General features: G+C 58.8%; 28 protein-coding genes and 1 pseudogene. 1 reads left to right on the forward strand and 28 read right to left on the reverse strand.

Going from position 1 to position 15280, the window contains the following annotated elements; all coding sequences use genetic code 11:
- Positions 1-1002: an iron ABC transporter permease gene (locus ABJ076_RS10015; protein WP_348193760.1), complete on the forward strand. Its 1002-nt coding sequence runs from the start codon at positions 1-3 to the stop codon at positions 1000-1002.
- A gap of 69 nt (positions 1003-1071) precedes the next feature.
- On the opposite strand, the gene rplQ is transcribed toward ABJ076_RS10015, so the two are convergent.
- From rplQ to tuf, 28 genes and pseudogenes are all read right to left on the reverse strand, one after another.
- Positions 1072-1512: a 50S ribosomal protein L17 gene (gene rplQ / locus ABJ076_RS10020; RefSeq protein ID WP_348193758.1), complete on the reverse strand. Its 441-nt coding sequence runs from the start codon at positions 1510-1512 to the stop codon at positions 1072-1074.
- A gap of 69 nt (positions 1513-1581) precedes the next feature.
- Entirely contained in the window at positions 1582-2598 is a 1017-nt protein-coding gene (locus ABJ076_RS10025; protein ID WP_348193756.1) for a DNA-directed RNA polymerase subunit alpha, read from the reverse strand.
- A 119-nt stretch (positions 2599-2717) separates the two neighbouring features.
- The gene (gene rpsK, locus ABJ076_RS10030; RefSeq protein ID WP_348193755.1) at positions 2718-3113 is read right to left on the reverse strand and encodes a 30S ribosomal protein S11; all 396 of its coding nucleotides are present in this window, start codon (positions 3111-3113) and stop codon (positions 2718-2720) included.
- Positions 3114-3149: 36 nt separating this feature from the next.
- Positions 3150-3518 carry a 30S ribosomal protein S13 gene (gene rpsM, locus ABJ076_RS10035; protein ID WP_348193753.1) on the reverse strand — a complete coding sequence of 123 codons (369 nt, stop codon included), beginning with the start codon at positions 3516-3518 and terminating at the stop codon, positions 3150-3152.
- A 183-nt stretch (positions 3519-3701) separates the two neighbouring features.
- Positions 3702-4277, reverse strand: a complete 576-nt coding sequence (locus ABJ076_RS10040; RefSeq protein WP_348193752.1) for an adenylate kinase — start codon at positions 4275-4277, stop codon at positions 3702-3704.
- Positions 4274-5617: a preprotein translocase subunit SecY gene (secY, locus tag ABJ076_RS10045; RefSeq protein ID WP_348193751.1), complete on the reverse strand. Its 1344-nt coding sequence runs from the start codon at positions 5615-5617 to the stop codon at positions 4274-4276. The genes ABJ076_RS10040 and secY overlap by 4 nt, the downstream gene beginning before the upstream one ends.
- 14 nt (positions 5618-5631) lie before the next feature.
- The gene (rplO, locus tag ABJ076_RS10050; protein ID WP_348193749.1) at positions 5632-6135 is read right to left on the reverse strand and encodes a 50S ribosomal protein L15; all 504 of its coding nucleotides are present in this window, start codon (positions 6133-6135) and stop codon (positions 5632-5634) included.
- Between the two features lie 56 nt (positions 6136-6191).
- Positions 6192-6401 carry a 50S ribosomal protein L30 gene (gene rpmD / locus ABJ076_RS10055; RefSeq protein WP_348193747.1) on the reverse strand — a complete coding sequence of 70 codons (210 nt, stop codon included), beginning with the start codon at positions 6399-6401 and terminating at the stop codon, positions 6192-6194.
- Between the two features lie 15 nt (positions 6402-6416).
- The gene (rpsE, locus tag ABJ076_RS10060) at positions 6417-6971 is read right to left on the reverse strand and encodes a 30S ribosomal protein S5 (protein ID WP_028466794.1); all 555 of its coding nucleotides are present in this window, start codon (positions 6969-6971) and stop codon (positions 6417-6419) included.
- A gap of 13 nt (positions 6972-6984) precedes the next feature.
- Entirely contained in the window at positions 6985-7347 is a 363-nt protein-coding gene (gene rplR, locus ABJ076_RS10065; RefSeq protein ID WP_348193745.1) for a 50S ribosomal protein L18, read from the reverse strand.
- 11 nt (positions 7348-7358) lie between these two features.
- Complete coding sequence (rplF, locus tag ABJ076_RS10070) at positions 7359-7892, reverse strand: 50S ribosomal protein L6 (protein ID WP_348193743.1); 534 nt, start codon at positions 7890-7892, stop codon at positions 7359-7361.
- Between the two features lie 14 nt (positions 7893-7906).
- Complete coding sequence (gene rpsH / locus ABJ076_RS10075) at positions 7907-8305, reverse strand: 30S ribosomal protein S8 (RefSeq protein WP_028466791.1); 399 nt, start codon at positions 8303-8305, stop codon at positions 7907-7909.
- Between the two features lie 15 nt (positions 8306-8320).
- A complete protein-coding gene (gene rpsN / locus ABJ076_RS10080; RefSeq protein ID WP_028466790.1) occupies positions 8321-8626 on the reverse strand; it encodes a 30S ribosomal protein S14 in 306 nt (101 codons plus the stop codon).
- A gap of 18 nt (positions 8627-8644) precedes the next feature.
- Positions 8645-9184, reverse strand: a complete 540-nt coding sequence (gene rplE, locus ABJ076_RS10085; RefSeq protein WP_348193740.1) for a 50S ribosomal protein L5 — start codon at positions 9182-9184, stop codon at positions 8645-8647.
- A gap of 23 nt (positions 9185-9207) precedes the next feature.
- Positions 9208-9531: a 50S ribosomal protein L24 gene (gene rplX / locus ABJ076_RS10090; protein ID WP_348193738.1), complete on the reverse strand. Its 324-nt coding sequence runs from the start codon at positions 9529-9531 to the stop codon at positions 9208-9210.
- Positions 9531-9899: a 50S ribosomal protein L14 gene (gene rplN, locus ABJ076_RS10095; RefSeq protein WP_348193737.1), complete on the reverse strand. Its 369-nt coding sequence runs from the start codon at positions 9897-9899 to the stop codon at positions 9531-9533. Before rplN ends, rplX begins: the two co-directional genes overlap by 1 nt.
- 18 nt (positions 9900-9917) lie before the next feature.
- On the reverse strand, positions 9918-10166 hold the full coding sequence (gene rpsQ, locus ABJ076_RS10100) for a 30S ribosomal protein S17 (RefSeq protein ID WP_348193735.1): 249 nt from the start codon (positions 10164-10166) through the stop codon (positions 9918-9920).
- 26 nt (positions 10167-10192) lie between these two features.
- Entirely contained in the window at positions 10193-10393 is a 201-nt protein-coding gene (rpmC, locus tag ABJ076_RS10105; RefSeq protein ID WP_348193734.1) for a 50S ribosomal protein L29, read from the reverse strand.
- 16 nt (positions 10394-10409) lie between these two features.
- Positions 10410-10823, reverse strand: a complete 414-nt coding sequence (gene rplP, locus ABJ076_RS10110; protein ID WP_028466784.1) for a 50S ribosomal protein L16 — start codon at positions 10821-10823, stop codon at positions 10410-10412.
- Between the two features lie 28 nt (positions 10824-10851).
- Positions 10852-11532 (reverse strand): 30S ribosomal protein S3, encoded by a 681-nt coding sequence (gene rpsC, locus ABJ076_RS10115; protein ID WP_348193732.1) that lies wholly within the window; start codon positions 11530-11532, stop codon positions 10852-10854.
- Positions 11532-11912 (reverse strand): 50S ribosomal protein L22, encoded by a 381-nt coding sequence (gene rplV / locus ABJ076_RS10120; protein WP_348193730.1) that lies wholly within the window; start codon positions 11910-11912, stop codon positions 11532-11534. Before rplV ends, rpsC begins: the two co-directional genes overlap by 1 nt.
- Positions 11913-11928: 16 nt before the next feature.
- Complete coding sequence (rpsS, locus tag ABJ076_RS10125) at positions 11929-12204, reverse strand: 30S ribosomal protein S19 (RefSeq protein WP_028466781.1); 276 nt, start codon at positions 12202-12204, stop codon at positions 11929-11931.
- A 13-nt stretch (positions 12205-12217) separates the two neighbouring features.
- Positions 12218-13042 (reverse strand): 50S ribosomal protein L2, encoded by an 825-nt coding sequence (rplB, locus tag ABJ076_RS10130; protein ID WP_348193728.1) that lies wholly within the window; start codon positions 13040-13042, stop codon positions 12218-12220.
- A gap of 3 nt (positions 13043-13045) precedes the next feature.
- A complete protein-coding gene (locus tag ABJ076_RS10135; RefSeq protein ID WP_348193951.1) occupies positions 13046-13369 on the reverse strand; it encodes a 50S ribosomal protein L23 in 324 nt (107 codons plus the stop codon).
- 2 nt (positions 13370-13371) lie between these two features.
- Complete coding sequence (rplD, locus tag ABJ076_RS10140) at positions 13372-13989, reverse strand: 50S ribosomal protein L4 (RefSeq protein ID WP_348193726.1); 618 nt, start codon at positions 13987-13989, stop codon at positions 13372-13374.
- 5 nt (positions 13990-13994) lie between these two features.
- Positions 13995-14771 (reverse strand): 50S ribosomal protein L3, encoded by a 777-nt coding sequence (gene rplC / locus ABJ076_RS10145; RefSeq protein ID WP_348193725.1) that lies wholly within the window; start codon positions 14769-14771, stop codon positions 13995-13997.
- An 18-nt stretch (positions 14772-14789) separates the two neighbouring features.
- Positions 14790-15098 (reverse strand): 30S ribosomal protein S10, encoded by a 309-nt coding sequence (rpsJ, locus tag ABJ076_RS10150; protein ID WP_028466776.1) that lies wholly within the window; start codon positions 15096-15098, stop codon positions 14790-14792.
- Between the two features lie 43 nt (positions 15099-15141).
- Positions 15142-15280, reverse strand: a pseudogene (tuf, locus tag ABJ076_RS10155) (elongation factor Tu); the annotation flags it as partial.

Consider the following 15280-nt stretch of genomic DNA (forward strand, 5'->3'; position numbering starts at 1 on the left):
ATGAAACTCGCTCCCGCCCTATTCCTCGGCGCCGCAGTTACTGCGGCGCTGGCATTTCTTTCGGTGCTATTCGGCACCACGCCTATTTCACCGGTCGACGTCTTCACCGCAATCGGAGATGCCATGTCTTCGGACGACCGGCCATCGAGCCCCCTGGAGCGCGTCGTCGTCGATCTGCGTTTGCCGCGGGTTGTGGTCGCCGTTTGTGCGGGTGCTGGTCTCGGCATGGTCGGCGCGATGCTGCAAACCGTCACGCGCAACGATTTGGCGGACCCGTTCCTGTTCGGGCTATCTTCCGGCGCCGCCGCCGGCGCTGTATTGGTAATCACCACCACAGGTGATCGACTCGGGTTCTGGACCCTGCCGCTCGCGGCCTTCGCAGGTGGCATTTTGGCTGCCCTTATCGTCGTTACGCTCCTGCGTCAGCTCGGCACACATGCACCCGAGAAACTGATCCTCGCCGGCCTCGCCGTTTCGTTCGTGTTTTCCGCCATTACGAACTACTTGATCTTCGCGGGTGACCAGCGAGCGGCGCATTCAATCCTCTTCTGGAGCTTGGGCGGACTCGGCTTGTCGCGATGGGAAACAGTCCCGTTAACTGTTCTGGGCCTGATGAGCCTGATCGCCTTCGCATTTGCCCGCCATCGCCATCTCGACGCGCTTCTTGGCGGAAACGACACTGCGCGCAGTCTCGGCATTGAGATCGAAAGCCTGCACCTCCGAATTATCCTCGTCTGTTCCTTTGCAACCGCGATCTTCGTCTCGGTAACAGGGGTAATAGGGTTTCTGGGGCTGGTCGTCCCCCATATCGCGAGGGCAATCGGCGGGCCGCTTCACCTACCTTGCCTTTCACTCTCCGCAGTCACTGGCGCCGCCATGCTACTCGCCAGCGACGTTCTCGCACGGGTTCTTCTCGCCCCCCAAGAGCTTCCTGTCGGTATCGTCACAACCGCCATTGGCGCGGCATTCGTCGCACTATTACTGCTCAAAGCCCGGCGCTGAGCATTGCAAAAAAGAAAAGGCGGCCCGGAGGCCGCCTTTTCTTAATACGTCGGATAACGAGTGGCGCGATCAGATCGCGGCCGGCATCGCCCCTTCGAGAGCTTCTTCTTCCTCGACCTGAACCGGACCGGAATTCTGGCCGCGGGCCTCTTCATCACGATCAACAAGCTCAATCACTGCCATCGGCGCGGAGTCGCCATAGCGGAAACCGGCTTTGAGGACGCGGGTATAACCACCCTGACGTTCCTTGTAGCGCTCGGCCAGGACGTCAAACAACTTGCGAACCATGATCGGGTCCTGCAACGCCGACGTCGCCTGACGACGGGAATGCAGGTCCTGGCGTTTGCCGAGGGTGATCAGCTTCTCAACAACACTGCGAAGGTCTTTCGCCTTCGGCAGGGTCGTAATGATCTGCTCATGTTTGATCAACGCATTGGCCATGTTTTTGAACATGGCTTTGCGGTGGCTGGACGACCGGTTGAACCGACGGCCCTTAAAACGATGTCGCATCGCGAAAACTCCAGTTTCGTATTCGTCAGCGCCTCACGGCACAAACAGTATTCAATTGCGCTCAGCCGATCAGAACGGCTCTTCGAGCCGCTTGGCGAGCTCTTCAATATTGTCCGGCGGCCAGTTCTGAATATCCATGCCCAGCGCCAGCCCCATCTGACCAAGAACTTCCTTGATCTCGTTGAGGCTCTTCCGGCCGAAGTTCGGCGTGCGGAGCATTTCCGGCTCTGTCTTCTGAACGAGATCACCGATATAGACGATGTTGTCGTTCTTCAAGCAGTTCGCCGAACGGACGGAGAGTTCCAGCTCATCAACCTTGCGGAGCAGGTTCTTGTTGAACGGCAGCTCGGTCTTCTCTTCGGTCTCAACGACCTGCTGCGGCTCTTCGAAGTTGATGAAGAGCTGAAGCTGATCCTGAAGGATGCGAGAGGCATAAGCCACGGCATCTTCCGGAGTAAGAGAGCCATCGGTTTCAACAAGCACGGAGAGCTTGTCGTAATCTGTGACCTGGCCAACGCGGGTGTTATCCACCTTGTAGGTGACCTGCCGTACCGGGCTGAAGATCGCGTCAACCGGGATCAGGCCGATCGGGGCGTCTTCCGGACGGTTTGCACTGGCCGGGACATATCCCTTGCCGGTCTCCACCGTGAATTCCATGGACAGGCTTGCACCGTTATCGAGGGTGCAGATCACCAGATCGGGGTTCATCACCTCGATATCGGATCCAGCTTCGATCATGCCGGCCTTGACTTCGCCTGGACCCTCAGCCTTAAGCCGCATCTTGCGCGGGCCTTCGCTGTGAGCCCGCAGCGCGATCGCCTTGATGTTGAGGACCATGTCGGTCACGTCCTCACGGACGCCGGCGACGGAGGAGAATTCATGCAGCACGCCGTCGATCTGTACAGCCGTCACCGCCGCGCCCTGAAGGGACGACAGCAGGATACGGCGCAGCGCGTTGCCTAGGGTCAGACCGAATCCACGTTCCAGCGGCTCGGCCACGATCGTTGCCTTGCGGGCGGGATCCGAGCCCAGTTGCACATCGAGCTTGTTCGGCTTGATAAGAGCCTGCCAGTTGTTCTGAATCACGGGGGTGACCTCATCGCTAACGAGACCCGCGGGCCTCTAACTTATGCTTTCGGCCCCAAAACCGTTCGTTTCGGGGCCACGGGCTGTACCGGTCGGACGGCCTAAGCCGCCCTAGCAGCTTAAACCCGACGCCGCTTCGGCGGACGGCAACCGTTGTGCGGGATCGGCGTGACATCGCGAATGGAAGTCACGGCAAAACCGACAGCCTGCAGTGCGCGCAGAGCGGATTCACGTCCCGAACCCGGGCCGCTGATTTGGATTTCGAGAGTCTTCATGCCATGCTCGGCAGCTTTCTTGCCTGCATCCTCAGCCGCGACCTGAGCCGCGTACGGGGTGGACTTACGGGACCCCTTGAAGCCCATCGTACCGGCGGAGGACCAGGAAATCGCATTGCCCTGGGCGTCGGTGATGGTGATCATGGTGTTGTTGAAGGATGCGTTCACATGCGCGACACCGGAAGTGATGTTCTTCCGTTCGCGGCGCTTCACGCGTCCCTGGGTCGGTTGTTTTGCCATTAAATTGCCGCTCCGGCTTGTCGGGTCAGACCCGAATTATTTCTTCTTACCCGCGATAGCCTTCGCCGGGCCCTTGCGGGTCCGCGCGTTGGTATGAGTCCGCTGTCCGCGCACCGGCAGGCCTTTACGATGGCGCAGGCCACGGTAGCAACCCAGGTCCATCAGACGTTTGATATCCATCGCGATCTTGCGGCGAAGATCACCCTCAACCACCTGATCGCGGTCAATGACCTCACGCAGCCGCGCGACTTCGTCTTCGGTCAATTCATGCACACGGCGTTCGCGCGGGATACCGACGTTCTCACAGATCTTCGTGGAAGTGGTCCGGCCGATACCATGTATATAAGTCAAAGCAATCTCGACACGCTTTTGCGTCGGGATATTCACGCCTGCGATGCGCGCCACGGGCAAACTCCTCAGTACAACGCTTGTCAGCGTCCAACAAAAATACGGGTCATTCGACCCAGGCACCGAACTCGGAAAATCCGCACGAGCAAGTGCGCACGGTTTCACTGAAACCGAGGGCGCGGATTATACGCAACCGGATTGCCGAGTCAACCGGTTTACCCACACCTTTAAACAGCTCGATCAGGCCGCCACAATCGCGTCGATCTGACCACTTACTTCAGTAATGGACGCCATGCCGTCCACACTCTTCAACGCACCGCGATCCGCATAATACGGAATGATCGGTGCGGTCTGTTCCTTGAACACCTGAAGGCGCGTACGGAGCGTCTCTTCGGTATCGTCACTGCGTCGATCGGCTTCCGGGGTCTCCGCAATACGGGACCGGATCCGGTCGAACAGAATGCTTTCATCGACCTTCAGCTCGATCACATGATCGATCTTCAGCCCCTTCTCGCTTAACATGACGTCCAGCGCTTCCGCCTGAGCCACCGTGCGCGGAAAACCATCGAGAATAAAACCGTTCTTGCAGTCATCCTGATCGACGCGCTCGGAAATCATCTGAACCATTATATCGTCGGAAACCAATCCGCCGGAATCGATAATGCTCTTTGCCTTGAGGCCCACGTCACTGCCGGAAGAGATCGCAGCCCGCAGCATGTCGCCTGTAGAGAGCTGGATAATCTTGAATTGTTCTTCCAGACGTTTAGCCTGGGTACCCTTTCCAGCGCCCGGAGGGCCGAGCAGTATCAAATTCATCGACGTTTCCCCCTCAGTTTCGATTTCTTAATTAACCCCTCATACTGATGCGCCAGCAAATGCGACTGAATCTGGCTCACGGTGTCCATTGTCACCGTCACCACAATGAGCAGGCTCGTTCCCCCGAAATAGAATGGCACCTGGTACTGACTGATCAAAATCTCCGGCAAAATACAAATCGCCGCGAGATAGGCAGCCCCCACCACGGTCAGCCTCGTCAGGACAAAGTCCAGATAGTCGGCCGTGTTCTTGCCTGGACGTATACCAGGCACGAAACCGCCATACTTACGGAGATTGTCTGCCGTATCAGCCGGATTGAAGACGATCGCTGTGTAAAAGAAAGCGAAGAACACAATCAGGCTGACAAAAATCGCTAGGTAGAGCGGCTGACCGCGACCAACCATCGCTGTGAAGGTGCTCAGCCACTCCGGGCCGCCACCGCTCGCCGCTGTCATCTGCGCGACCGTTACCGGCATAAGCAGCAGAGAGCTGGCGAAAATCGGAGGGATAACACCTGCAACGTTGATCTTCAGCGGTAGGTGCGAGCTCTCTCCACCGAACATCCGATTGCCCTGCTGGCGCTTCGGATACTGGACCGTTATCCGACGCTGGGAGCGCTCAATGAACACAATGCCGGCGATGACTGCAACGGCCATGATCATGATCAGTACGATCACCACAGCGGAAAGCGCGCCGGTGCGGCCAAGCTCAAGCATCCCGACCAACGCGGTAGGCAACTGCGCCACAATGCCGGCAAAGATGATCAGCGAGATACCGTTACCAACGCCGCGCGCAGTAATCTGCTCGCCAAGCCACATCAGGAAGACTGTGCCGCCGACCAGCGTGATTACCGCAGTCGCCCGGAAGAAGTATCCAGGATTACCGACAGCGGTCCCGTCCGCCATAGATTCCAGGCCGGAGGCGATGCCGTAGGCTTGTACTGCCGCCAGCAGAACCGTCAGGTAGCGCGTATACTGGTTGATCTTCTTCCGTCCGGCCTCGCCTTCCTTCTTCAGGGTCTCGAGGCTCGGGGAAACCGCGGTCATCAGCTGCATGATGATGGCCGCAGAGATGTAGGGCATGATGTTCAGCGCAAAGATCGTCATCCGCCCGAGGGCACCGCCCGCGAACATGTCGAACATGCCGAGGATGCCGCCTGAGTTCTGCTGAAAGATCTGCTCCAGCACCGCAGGATCGATTCCCGGGATCGGGATATAGGTCCCGAGGCGATAAATGATCAACGCACCCAGTGTGAACCAGATGCGTTTCTTGAGTTCCGTCGCTTTCGCGAAGGCCCCAAAATTGATCGATGACGCGTATTGCTCGGCGCTGGAAGCCATTTCACTGAACCCAATCAGTCGGTGGAGGAGTCGCCCGCCTCTTTAGCCGGCTTCGCAGCAGAAACTGCAACCGTCACGGAGCCGCCGGCCTTTTCAACAGCTGCAATCGCAGCAGCAGACGCACCGGAGACTTCCACCTTTACTTTGGCTTTCAGCTCACCCGTTGCAAGCAGACGCACACCATCGCGCACCCGACCGACAAGACCGGCAGCCGACAGAGCAGCCGCATCGATCGTCTTCTTGCCATCGAGCTTGCCGGCATCAATCGCCGCCTGGATCGAGCCAATATTGACCGGTGCGAATTCCTTGCGGAACGGGTTCTTGAAGCCACGCTTCGGCAGACGCCGGTGGATCGGCATCTGGCCACCTTCGAAGCCATTAATGGCCACGCCGGAGCGCGCGCTCTGACCCTTGTGACCTTTACCGGCAGTTTTGCCAAGGCCGGAACCGGCGCCACGACCCACCCGTTTGGCGGGCTTGTGCGCGCCCGGATTGTCGCGAAGTTCGTTGAGTTTCATCGTTCTTGCCCTCGTTCCGGCATCGACCGGATCGCTTAATGTTCTGCCCGATTGCCTTAGGACGCGTCTACGACGCGCACCAGATGAGCAACCTTGCCGATCATGCCGCGAACCGCCGGGGTGTCTTCCAGCGTACGCGTGCGGTGCATTTTGTTAAGGCCCAGGCCGACAAGAGTCTGCTCCTGGTCCTTGGTACGGCCGATCGGGCTGCCGGTCTGGGTGACCGTAACCGTCGTCTTGGCCGCTTTCTTCTTCGTTGCCGCCATGGCTCTTCTCCGTCCTTAGGCCTGAGCCGCTTCGGCTTCGCCAGGAGCCCGGCCGAAGATCTCAGCGACCTTCTTGCCACGCTTGGCTGCAACCGCGCGCGGAGACCTGACGTTCTTCAGCGCTTCAAAAGTGGCCTTGATCATGTTGTGCGGGTTGGACGTACCGGTGGATTTCGCCACCACGTCCTGCATACCCAGAGCCTCGAAGATGGCGCGCATTGGGCCACCTGCGATGATACCGGTACCCGCAGGAGCCGACCGCAGGATCACGCGGCCAGCACCGAAACGCCCGCCGATATCGTGGTGCAGTGTACGACCTTCGCGCAGCGGAACGCGGACCATTCCACGCTTCGCCTGCTCGGTTGCCTTGCGGATTGCTTCCGGCACTTCACGGGCTTTACCCGCGCCGTAACCGACGCGACCGCGACCGTCACCGACGATCACGATGGCGGCGAAGCCGAACCGGCGGCCACCCTTCACAACCTTCGCGACGCGGTTGATGCCGACTAGCTTTTCAACCAGTTCCGGATCTTCGCGTTGGTCGCGATCTCTTCTTTCGCCTCGTGCCATGTTTCGGCCCCTTCTAGAACTTCAGTCCGGCTTCACGAGCAGCGTCGGCAAGTGCCTTGACGCGTCCGTGATACCGGTAGCCGCCACGGTCGAACACGACGTCGGTAACGCCTTTGCTCACCGCACGCTCGCCGATCAGCTTGCCGATCTCCGCAGCCGCGGACTTGTCCGCGCCCGTCTTGAGCTGCTCGCGCTGTGCCTTCTCGAGAGAAGACGCGCTCGCCAGGGTCTCGCCCTTCAGATCGTCGATGATCTGAGCATAGATGTTCTTGGAAGACCGGAACACGGAGAGCCGGGCCTTGCCGTTTGTCTTGGCGCGCAGCGCGGCACGGGTCCGCTGGCGGCGACGCTGGAAAAGTTGTTTTGATGTCAGCATGCCACGAATCCTTACTTCTTCTTGCCTTCCTTGCGGAGGATGGTCTCGGTCTCGTACTTAACACCCTTGCCCTTGAAGGGCTCCGGCGGACGATACCCGCGGATCTCAGCCGCGATCTGACCAACCTTCTGCTTGTCGGCACCATGGATCGAAATCGCCGTCGGACGCTCACACTTCATGGTGATGCCTTCCGGGATCGGGTAGTTCACCGGGTGACTGAAACCGAGGGCAAGAACCAGGTTCTTGCCTTCGACAGCAGCACGATAACCGACGCCGTTGATTTCCAGGTTGATCGTGAAACCGTCCGACACACCCGTTACAGCGTTCTGGACGCGAGCACGCATGGTGCCCCACATCGCCCGGGAACGCTTGGAGGCATTCTTCGGCTTCACGGTGACCAGGTTGTCCTCGATCACGATGTCTACAGCATCGCTGAGCGGAACAGAAAGCTGGCCGAGTTTGCCCTTCGCGGAGAAGACGTCAGCGCCGATTTCGGCGGTAACGCCGCTCGGAAGAGCGACTGGGTTTTTACCAATACGTGACATTCGCCCGGCTCCGATCAGAATACCTTGCAGAGGACTTCGCCGCCAACATTGGCAACGCGGGCCTCATTGTCGGAAAGAATGCCGCGCGGCGTCGACAGGATCTGAATACCCAGACCGTTGTAGCACCTCGGCAGGTCCTTGATCTTTGAGTACACCCGGCGGCCGGGACGGGAAACGCGATGAATCTCGCGAATGACCGGCTCACCGTCATGGTACTTCAATTCGATCTGCAGCTCGCCAATGCCCTTGCGCACTTCAGCGCTGGAATAGCCGCGAATGAAACCTTCGCGCATCAGCACTTCGAGCACATTGCTCCGCATTTTCGATGCCGGGCTAACCACAACGCTTTTACCAGCGGTCTGGCCGTTCCGGATTCGGGTCAGCATGTCCCCGAGAGGATCACTCATCGTCATTGTAAGACTCCTCTCTTACCAGCTTGACTTAACCATGCCCGGGATCTGGCCAATAGAACCAAGATCACGCAGGGCAATACGGGACATCTTCAGCTTGCGATAATAACCGCGCGGGCGGCCACTGACCTCGCAGCGGTTACGAAGACGGATCTTCGCACCATCGCGCGGCAGCTCGTTCAGCTTCAGACGGGCTTTAAACTGCTCTTCCAACGGGAGGTCCTTATCGCAGGCAATCGCCTTCAGACGCGCCCGCTTTCCGGCATCCCGCTGGACAATCTTCCCGCGGCTCTTGTTCTTTTCAATCGCGCTTTTCTTCGCCATGACTCTTCTCCAGCCCGATCAGTTTACGAACGGGAAGTTAAAGCGACGCAGCAGTTCGCGCGCCTCATCATCGGTTTTGGCCGTCGTCACCACGACGATTTCCATGCCCCGGATATGATCGACTTGATCGTAGTCGATTTCCGGAAACACGATCTGCTCTTTCAGGCCCATCGAATAATTGCCGCGTCCGTCAAAGCTCTTCGGGCTAAGACCACGGAAGTCACGCACGCGCGGCAGGGCGATGTTCACCAGACGATCCAGGAACTCGAACATCCGTTCGCTGCGGAGGGTGACTTTACAGCCAATCGGCATACCCTCGCGGAGTTTGAAGCCTGCAATAGACTTCTTCGCGCGGGTCACAATCGGACGCTGACCGGTGATGATGGCAAGCTCTTCCGCAGCGGCTTTAACCCGCTTGGAATCCTGCACCGCCTCACCGACGCCGATATTGACGACAACTTTCTCGATCGAAGGGCACATCATCGGGTTCGCGTACTTGAACTCCGACAGCATTCCCGGTTTGATCTCGGCTTCGTAAACTTCTTTTAATCGCGACATGTCTAGCCTCGTTTCGAGCGCGCTTAAGCGTCGAGCACTTCGCCGGACCGTTTCGCGAAGCGGACCTTGCGGCCATCCTCGAGAATACGGATCCCGACGCGCGTCGGCTCGTTGGATTTCGGGTCGATATGCGCAACGTTCGAAACATGAACGGGCGCTTCTTTCTCAATAATACCGCCGGCGCTGGTCTGGGTAGCGCGAGTGTGGCGCTTAACCATGTTCACACCCTGGACCAGGACACGGTTCTCATCCGTGATGACGCGCAGAATTTCGCCCGTCTTTCCCTTGTCCCTGCCGGTGGTGACGACAACTTTATCGCCCTTTTTCACCTTAAACTTCGTTGCCATCACAGCACCTCCGGTGCAAGCGAGACGATCTTCATGAACTTCTTGGCACGAAGTTCACGGGTCACCGGACCAAAAATACGCGTCCCGATCGGCTCGTTCTGCTTGTTGATGAGCACCGCAGCGTTGTTATCGAACCGGATCGTAGAGCCGTCATTCCGACGGATCTCCTTGGCGGTCCGGACAATAACGGCCCGAAGCACTTCACCCTTTTTAACGCGGCCCCGCGGAATTGCTTCCTTGACGGAGACCACAATCACGTCACCAACGGCAGCGACTTTGCGCTTGGAGCCGCCGAGAACCTTAATGCACTGAACACGGCGCGCGCCGGAATTGTCTGCGACATCAAGGTTGGACTGCATCTGGATCATGTCGTCGCTCCCTGCCGCTTAGGCGTTGCTACCAGCATCATCGGTGACAACGGTCCAGTTCTTGCGCTTCGAAATCGGAGCACATTCCTGGATCCGCACAATGTCACCGACCTTGTACTGGTTTTGCTCGTCATGTGCCGCGAATTTCTTCGAGCGCTTGATGAACTTCTTGTAGATCGGATGCATGACGCGGCGTTCGACGCGAACGACGATTGATTTCTCGCCCTTATCGCTTACCACGGTGCCCTGCAAAATTCGCCTCGGCATTTCTCGTCTCCTAAATCCAACGCTGCTTAAGCGCTGGCCTGCCCGTGCAGGATCGTCTTGATGCGCGCGATCTCACGGCGCACCTGCCGCATCCGCGCAGTGTTCTCCAGCTGACCGTTGGCACGCTGAAAACGAAGGTTGAAAGCCTCCTTCTTCAGGTCCACCAGGCTGGTTTTCAGCTCATCGCCCGTCTTGGCACGAAGATCTGTTGCTGCGTTGTTTGCCATCATTCTCTCCCGCGGCCTATTCGCCAAGCCGGGCTATGAAGCGCGTATCAAGCGGAAGCTTGGCTGCGGCAAGCGTAAACGCTTCCTCTGCCAGATCCCGCGGAACGCCTTCGAGCTCGAACATGATCCGACCGGGCTTGACACGGGCGACCCAGAATTCCGGGGTGCCCTTACCTTTACCCATACGTACTTCCGCCGGCTTCGACGACACCGGAACATCCGGGAAAATCCGGATCCACACCCGGCCTGAACGGCGGATGTGACGGGTGATCGCACGACGTGCGGCCTCAATCTGACGGGCAGTAACACGCGCGGGTGTCAGTGCCTTCAGACCGAAAGAACCGAAATTCAACGTCGTACCGCCTTTTGCATTTCCGTGGATCCGGCCTTTGTGGGCCTTACGGAATTTTGTGCGCTTCGGACTAAGCATCTATCTAACCTCTATCCTATCCGCCGGCTCAGCGCTGATGACCAGGCTGGTCGGTCAGCCGCTTTTCGTGGGCGAGCGGATCGTGTTCAAGAATCTCGCCCTTGAAGACCCAGACCTTGACGCCGCAGGCGCCATATGTGGTCTGCGCGGTGGACTCGCCATAATCGATATCCGCACGCAGCGTGTGCAGCGGAACGCGGCCTTCGCGGTACCATTCGGTCCGAGCGATTTCCGCGCCGCCAAGACGGCCGGCACAGTTGATCCGGATGCCCTGGGCGCCAAGACGCATTGCCGACTGAACGGCCCGCTTCATGGCACGACGGAATGCAACCCGGCGCTCCAGCTGCTGCGCGATATTATCCGCGACCAGCTTGGCGTCGATTTCCGGCTTCCGGATCTCGAGGATGTTCAGGCTCACTTCGGTGCCGACCATCTTGGAGAGATCCTGGCGGAGCTTCTCGATATCCTGGCCCTTCTTGCCGATCACAACGCCCGGACGAGCGGTGTAGATAGCAACGCGGCAACGCTTCGCCGGACGTTCGATGACGACACGGGAAACACCGGCCTGCGCCAGGCGCTTGTGCAAATAGCGACGGAGACGAATGTCTTCGTGCAGCAGGTCGCCATAATCCTTGGCAGCGAACCAACGGGAATCCCAGGTCCGGTTGATGCCGAGGCGAAGCCCGATCGGATTAACTTTATGACCCATTATTCGGTCTCCCCGCGCTCACGCACAACAACGGTCAGGTGCGAAAACGGCTTCATGATTTTGCCGACACGCCCCCGCGCCCGCGGACGGAAGCGCTTCATGACGATGCTCTTGCCGACCGAAGCTTCCTTAATGAAAAGCCGGTCAACATCAAGCTGATGATTGTTCTCAGCATTCGCGATTGCGGACTGCAGGAGCTTCTTCACATCGTCGGAGATGCGACGGCGGGAGAAGGTCAGGGCCGCGAGGGCCTTGTCCACATCCATACCGCGGATCATCTGCGCGACGACATTAAGCTTCTGCGGGCTCACGCGCACATTGCGGAGCACCGCTTTCGCCTCGGTATCGTCCAGTCGACGTTCGACCGCACTCTTGCCCATGGTCTCTGCTCCAGTCCTAGCGCCGCGACTTCTTATCGGCCGTATGGCCGTAATAAGTCCGGGTCGGCGCGAATTCGCCGAGTTTGTGTCCGACCATGTTCTCGGTCACGAGGACCGGAATGAACTTCTGGCCATTATGAACCCCAAAGGTCAGTCCGACGAACTGCGGCAGAACGGTCGACCGGCGTGACCAGGTCTTAATGACCTCGTTACGACCAGACGCGCGCGACGCATCGGACTTCTTCAGGAGATACCCGTCTACAAACGGGCCTTTCCAAACAGAACGTGACAACGTCTATCTCCTCTTACTTCCGGCGCCGACGCACAATAAGGCGATCGGTTTTCTTGTTGCTGCGCGTACGCTTACCTTTGGTCGGCTTACCCCATGGTGTCACCGGATGGCGACCACCAGAGGTCCGGCCTTCACCACCACCATGTGGGTGGTCGACCGGGTTCATAACGACACCACGAACATGCGGGCGTTTACCGAGCCAGCGGGAGCGGCCCGCCTTGCCAAGCTTGACGTTCTGCTGGTCCGGATTGGATACCGCACCGACAGTTGCCATACATTCACCGCGGACCATCCGGACTTCACCCGACGTCAGACGAAGCAGGGCATAACCCTGGTCGCGACCGACGATCTGAACATAAGCACCGGCGGAGCGCGCGATCTGACCGCCCTTGCCTGCCTTGAACTCCACGTTATGGACGATCGTGCCCACCGGGATGCTCTTCAGCGGCATAGCATTGCCTGGCTTGATGTCAGCGCGCTCACCGGCGATGACCTTGTCACCAGCCTTGAGACGCTGCGGCGCCAGAATGTAGGCCAGTTCACCATCGTCATATTTGATCAGCGCAATGAAGGCGGTCCGGTTCGGATCGTATTCGAGCCGCTCGACCGTTCCCGCCACGTCGAATTTGCGGCGCTTGAAGTCGATGATGCGGTATTTACGCTTATGTCCGCCGCCGCGCCAGAAAGACGTGGTGCGGCCCGTATTATTCCGTCCGCCGGACTTGGTCAGACCACGGGTCAATGCTTTGACCGGCTTGCCTTTCCAGAGTTCCGAGCGGTCGACGATCACCAGTTCACGCTGGGACGGCGTCGTCGGATTGAATGTCTTCAACGCCATGGATCAGACCCCCTGCGTAACATCGATGTCCTGACCGTCCTCGAAAGTAACGATCGCTTTCTTATAGTCCGACCGCTTGCCGAGCTTGCCACGGAAGCGCTTCACCTTGCCTTTGGTCAGCACGGTGTTGACGGCTTTAACCTTGCGATCGAACAGTCGCTCAACGGCCACTTTGATTTCCGGCTTGGTCGCGTCGAGCGTGACTTCGAAAGTCACCTGACCGAACTGCGATCCAAGGCTGGATTTCTCGGTGATGATCGGGCGCACGATGATGTCGTACGCGCGCTCGTCGCTCAGCCGGACTTGGCTGGTATTGTAAGGACGCATGCTCATTTCAGGCGAGCCTCCAGGCTTTCCACCGCTGCCTTGGTCAGCACCAGAGTGTCCCGGCGGAGGATGTCATAGACGTTCGCGCCCTGCTCCGGCAGCACATCCACATTCGGAATGTTGCGGGCAGCCCGGGCGAAGCCCTCATCAAGCGCAGTGCCACCGATGAACAGAACCGAGTTCCAACCGAGAGCCGTAAGCTTCTTGGCCAGTTCCTTGGTCTTGGTCTCGCCGGCCGCATCGTCGATAACGATCAGCTTGCCTTCGGCCTGCTTGGCCGACAGTGCCGAGCGCATACCCAGCTTGCGAACCTTCTTCGGCAGAGCAAACCCATGGTCACGAGAGATCGGACCATGAGAGATGCCGCCACCGCGATACTGAGTAGCCCGCAGCGAGCCCGCACGGGCCCGGCCGGTACCTTTTTGCTTGAACGGCTTCTTTGTCGTGCCGCTGACCTGGGAAATCGTCTTGGTCGCGTGGGTACCAGCACGGCGCTTAGCCAGCTGCCAATTTACCACACGGGCAAGGATATCCCGGCGCGGCTCGACGGCGAACACGGAGTCCGCGACTTCAATGTCGCCGGACTTCTTGTTGTCGAGTGTCGTAACAGGAAGCTTCATGACCCTCAGTCCTTATTCTCGGCGTTATCGTCAGCCGAGGTTTCGGCTTCGGCCGGGGCGTCAGCAGCGGCTTCGACAACTTCCGGCTCAGCAACCTCTTCCACGGTCGGCATGCGCACAGCAGCCGGGAACGGGAGATTTTCAGGCTGTTTCACCTTGATGGCATCGGAGATCAGAACCCAGCCGCCCTTAGCGCCCGGAACCGATCCCTTGACCAGGATCAGACCTCGATCGACGTCAAGCTGAACCACTTCGAGGTTCTGCGTCGTCACCCGTGCGTCGCCCATGTGGCCGGCCATCTTCTTGCCCTTCCACACACGTCCCGGATCCTGGGAGTTACCCGTGGAACCGTGTGCGCGGTGGGAGATGGAGACACCATGGGAGGCGCGCATGCCGCCGAAATTATGCCGTTTCATGGCACCGGCGAAACCTTTACCGATCGAGGTGCCGACAACGTCGACCTTCTGACCTGCAACGAAATGGTCCGCGGTGATTTCCGCGCCAATTTCGATGAGAGCATCGGGGCTGACACGGAATTCGGCCAGCTTCCGCTTCGGCTCGACTTTCGCTTTCGCAAAATGTCCACGCATCTGCTTGCTGACGCGCTTGACCTTGGCTGCGCCAACGCCGAGCTGAACGGCGCTGTAGCCGTCATTCTCTTCGGTTCGAACACCCACCACCTGGCAGCTGTCCATCTTCAGGACCGTGACCGGAACGTGATCACCTGTATCGGTGAACACCCGGGTCATGCCCATCTTCTGTGCGATTACTCCGGAACGCATGAATCTAATCCTTCAGCGTTAGAGCTTAATCTCGACGTCAACACCGGACGCGAGATCAAGCTTCATCAGAGCGTCGACCGTCTGCGGGGTCGGGTCGACGATGTCCAGAACCCGCTTATGAGTGCGGATTTCGAATTGCTCACGGCTCTTCTTGTCGATGTGCGGACCGCGAAGAACGGTAAAGCGCTCGATACGGGTCGGCAGCGGGATCGGGCCCTTGACCTGCGCGCCAGTGCGCTTCGCCGTGTTCACGATTTCGCCGGTCGACTGATCAAGGATCCGATGATCGAATGCCTTGAGGCGAATTCTAATGTTTTGACTGTCCATATTCTTCTATCTCCGGCCCGGTAACCGAGCCCAATGTCCAGCTTTACTCGACGATTTTGGCGACGACGCCTGCGCCGACGGTGCGGCCACCTTCGCGGATAGCGAAGCGCAGGCCTTCATCCATGGCGATCGGCGCGATCAGGTTGACCGTCATCGCGATGTTGTCGCCCGGCATAACCATC

The organism is Nisaea sp. (assembly GCF_039990255.1).
In the GTDB taxonomy this organism is placed as follows: Bacteria; Pseudomonadota; Alphaproteobacteria; order Thalassobaculales; family Thalassobaculaceae; genus Nisaea.

Excerpts from the sequence above, each read along its gene's own strand:
- ABJ076_RS10015 (WP_348193760.1), top strand. The coding sequence starts at position 1 with ATGAAACTCGCTCCCGCCCTATTCCTCGGCGCCGCAGTTACTGCGGCG.
- rplQ (WP_348193758.1), bottom strand. The coding sequence starts at position 1,512 with ATGCGACATCGTTTTAAGGGCCGTCGGTTCAACCGGTCGTCCAGCCAC.
- rpsK (WP_348193755.1), bottom strand. The coding sequence starts at position 3,113 with ATGGCAAAACAACCGACCCAGGGACGCGTGAAGCGCCGCGAACGGAAG.
- ABJ076_RS10040 (WP_348193752.1), bottom strand. The coding sequence starts at position 4,277 with ATGAATTTGATACTGCTCGGCCCTCCGGGCGCTGGAAAGGGTACCCAG.
- secY (WP_348193751.1), bottom strand. The coding sequence starts at position 5,617 with ATGGCTTCCAGCGCCGAGCAATACGCGTCATCGATCAATTTTGGGGCC.
- rplO (WP_348193749.1), bottom strand. The coding sequence starts at position 6,135 with ATGAAACTCAACGAACTTCGCGACAATCCGGGCGCGCACAAGCCCGCC.
- rpmD (WP_348193747.1), bottom strand. The coding sequence starts at position 6,401 with ATGGCGGCAACGAAGAAGAAAGCGGCCAAGACGACGGTTACGGTCACC.
- rpsE (WP_028466794.1), bottom strand. The coding sequence starts at position 6,971 with ATGGCACGAGGCGAAAGAAGAGATCGCGACCAACGCGAAGATCCGGAA.
- rplR (WP_348193745.1), bottom strand. The coding sequence starts at position 7,347 with ATGCTGACATCAAAACAACTTTTCCAGCGTCGCCGCCAGCGGACCCGT.
- rplF (WP_348193743.1), bottom strand. The coding sequence starts at position 7,892 with ATGTCACGTATTGGTAAAAACCCAGTCGCTCTTCCGAGCGGCGTTACC.
- rpsH (WP_028466791.1), bottom strand. The coding sequence starts at position 8,305 with ATGACGATGAGTGATCCTCTCGGGGACATGCTGACCCGAATCCGGAAC.
- rpsN (WP_028466790.1), bottom strand. The coding sequence starts at position 8,626 with ATGGCGAAGAAAAGCGCGATTGAAAAGAACAAGAGCCGCGGGAAGATT.
- rplE (WP_348193740.1), bottom strand. The coding sequence starts at position 9,184 with ATGTCGCGATTAAAAGAAGTTTACGAAGCCGAGATCAAACCGGGAATG.
- rplX (WP_348193738.1), bottom strand. The coding sequence starts at position 9,531 with ATGGCAACGAAGTTTAAGGTGAAAAAGGGCGATAAAGTTGTCGTCACC.
- rplN (WP_348193737.1), bottom strand. The coding sequence starts at position 9,899 with ATGATCCAGATGCAGTCCAACCTTGATGTCGCAGACAATTCCGGCGCG.
- rpsQ (WP_348193735.1), bottom strand. The coding sequence starts at position 10,166 with ATGCCGAGGCGAATTTTGCAGGGCACCGTGGTAAGCGATAAGGGCGAG.
- rpmC (WP_348193734.1), bottom strand. The coding sequence starts at position 10,393 with ATGGCAAACAACGCAGCAACAGATCTTCGTGCCAAGACGGGCGATGAG.
- rplP (WP_028466784.1), bottom strand. The coding sequence starts at position 10,823 with ATGCTTAGTCCGAAGCGCACAAAATTCCGTAAGGCCCACAAAGGCCGG.
- rpsC (WP_348193732.1), bottom strand. The coding sequence starts at position 11,532 with ATGGGTCATAAAGTTAATCCGATCGGGCTTCGCCTCGGCATCAACCGG.
- rplV (WP_348193730.1), bottom strand. The coding sequence starts at position 11,912 with ATGGGCAAGAGTGCGGTCGAACGTCGACTGGACGATACCGAGGCGAAA.
- rplB (WP_348193728.1), bottom strand. The coding sequence starts at position 13,042 with ATGGCGTTGAAGACATTCAATCCGACGACGCCGTCCCAGCGTGAACTG.
- ABJ076_RS10135 (WP_348193951.1), bottom strand. The coding sequence starts at position 13,369 with ATGCGTCCTTACAATACCAGCCAAGTCCGGCTGAGCGACGAGCGCGCG.
- rplD (WP_348193726.1), bottom strand. The coding sequence starts at position 13,989 with ATGAAGCTTCCTGTTACGACACTCGACAACAAGAAGTCCGGCGACATT.
- rplC (WP_348193725.1), bottom strand. The coding sequence starts at position 14,771 with ATGCGTTCCGGAGTAATCGCACAGAAGATGGGCATGACCCGGGTGTTC.
- rpsJ (WP_028466776.1), bottom strand. The coding sequence starts at position 15,098 with ATGGACAGTCAAAACATTAGAATTCGCCTCAAGGCATTCGATCATCGG.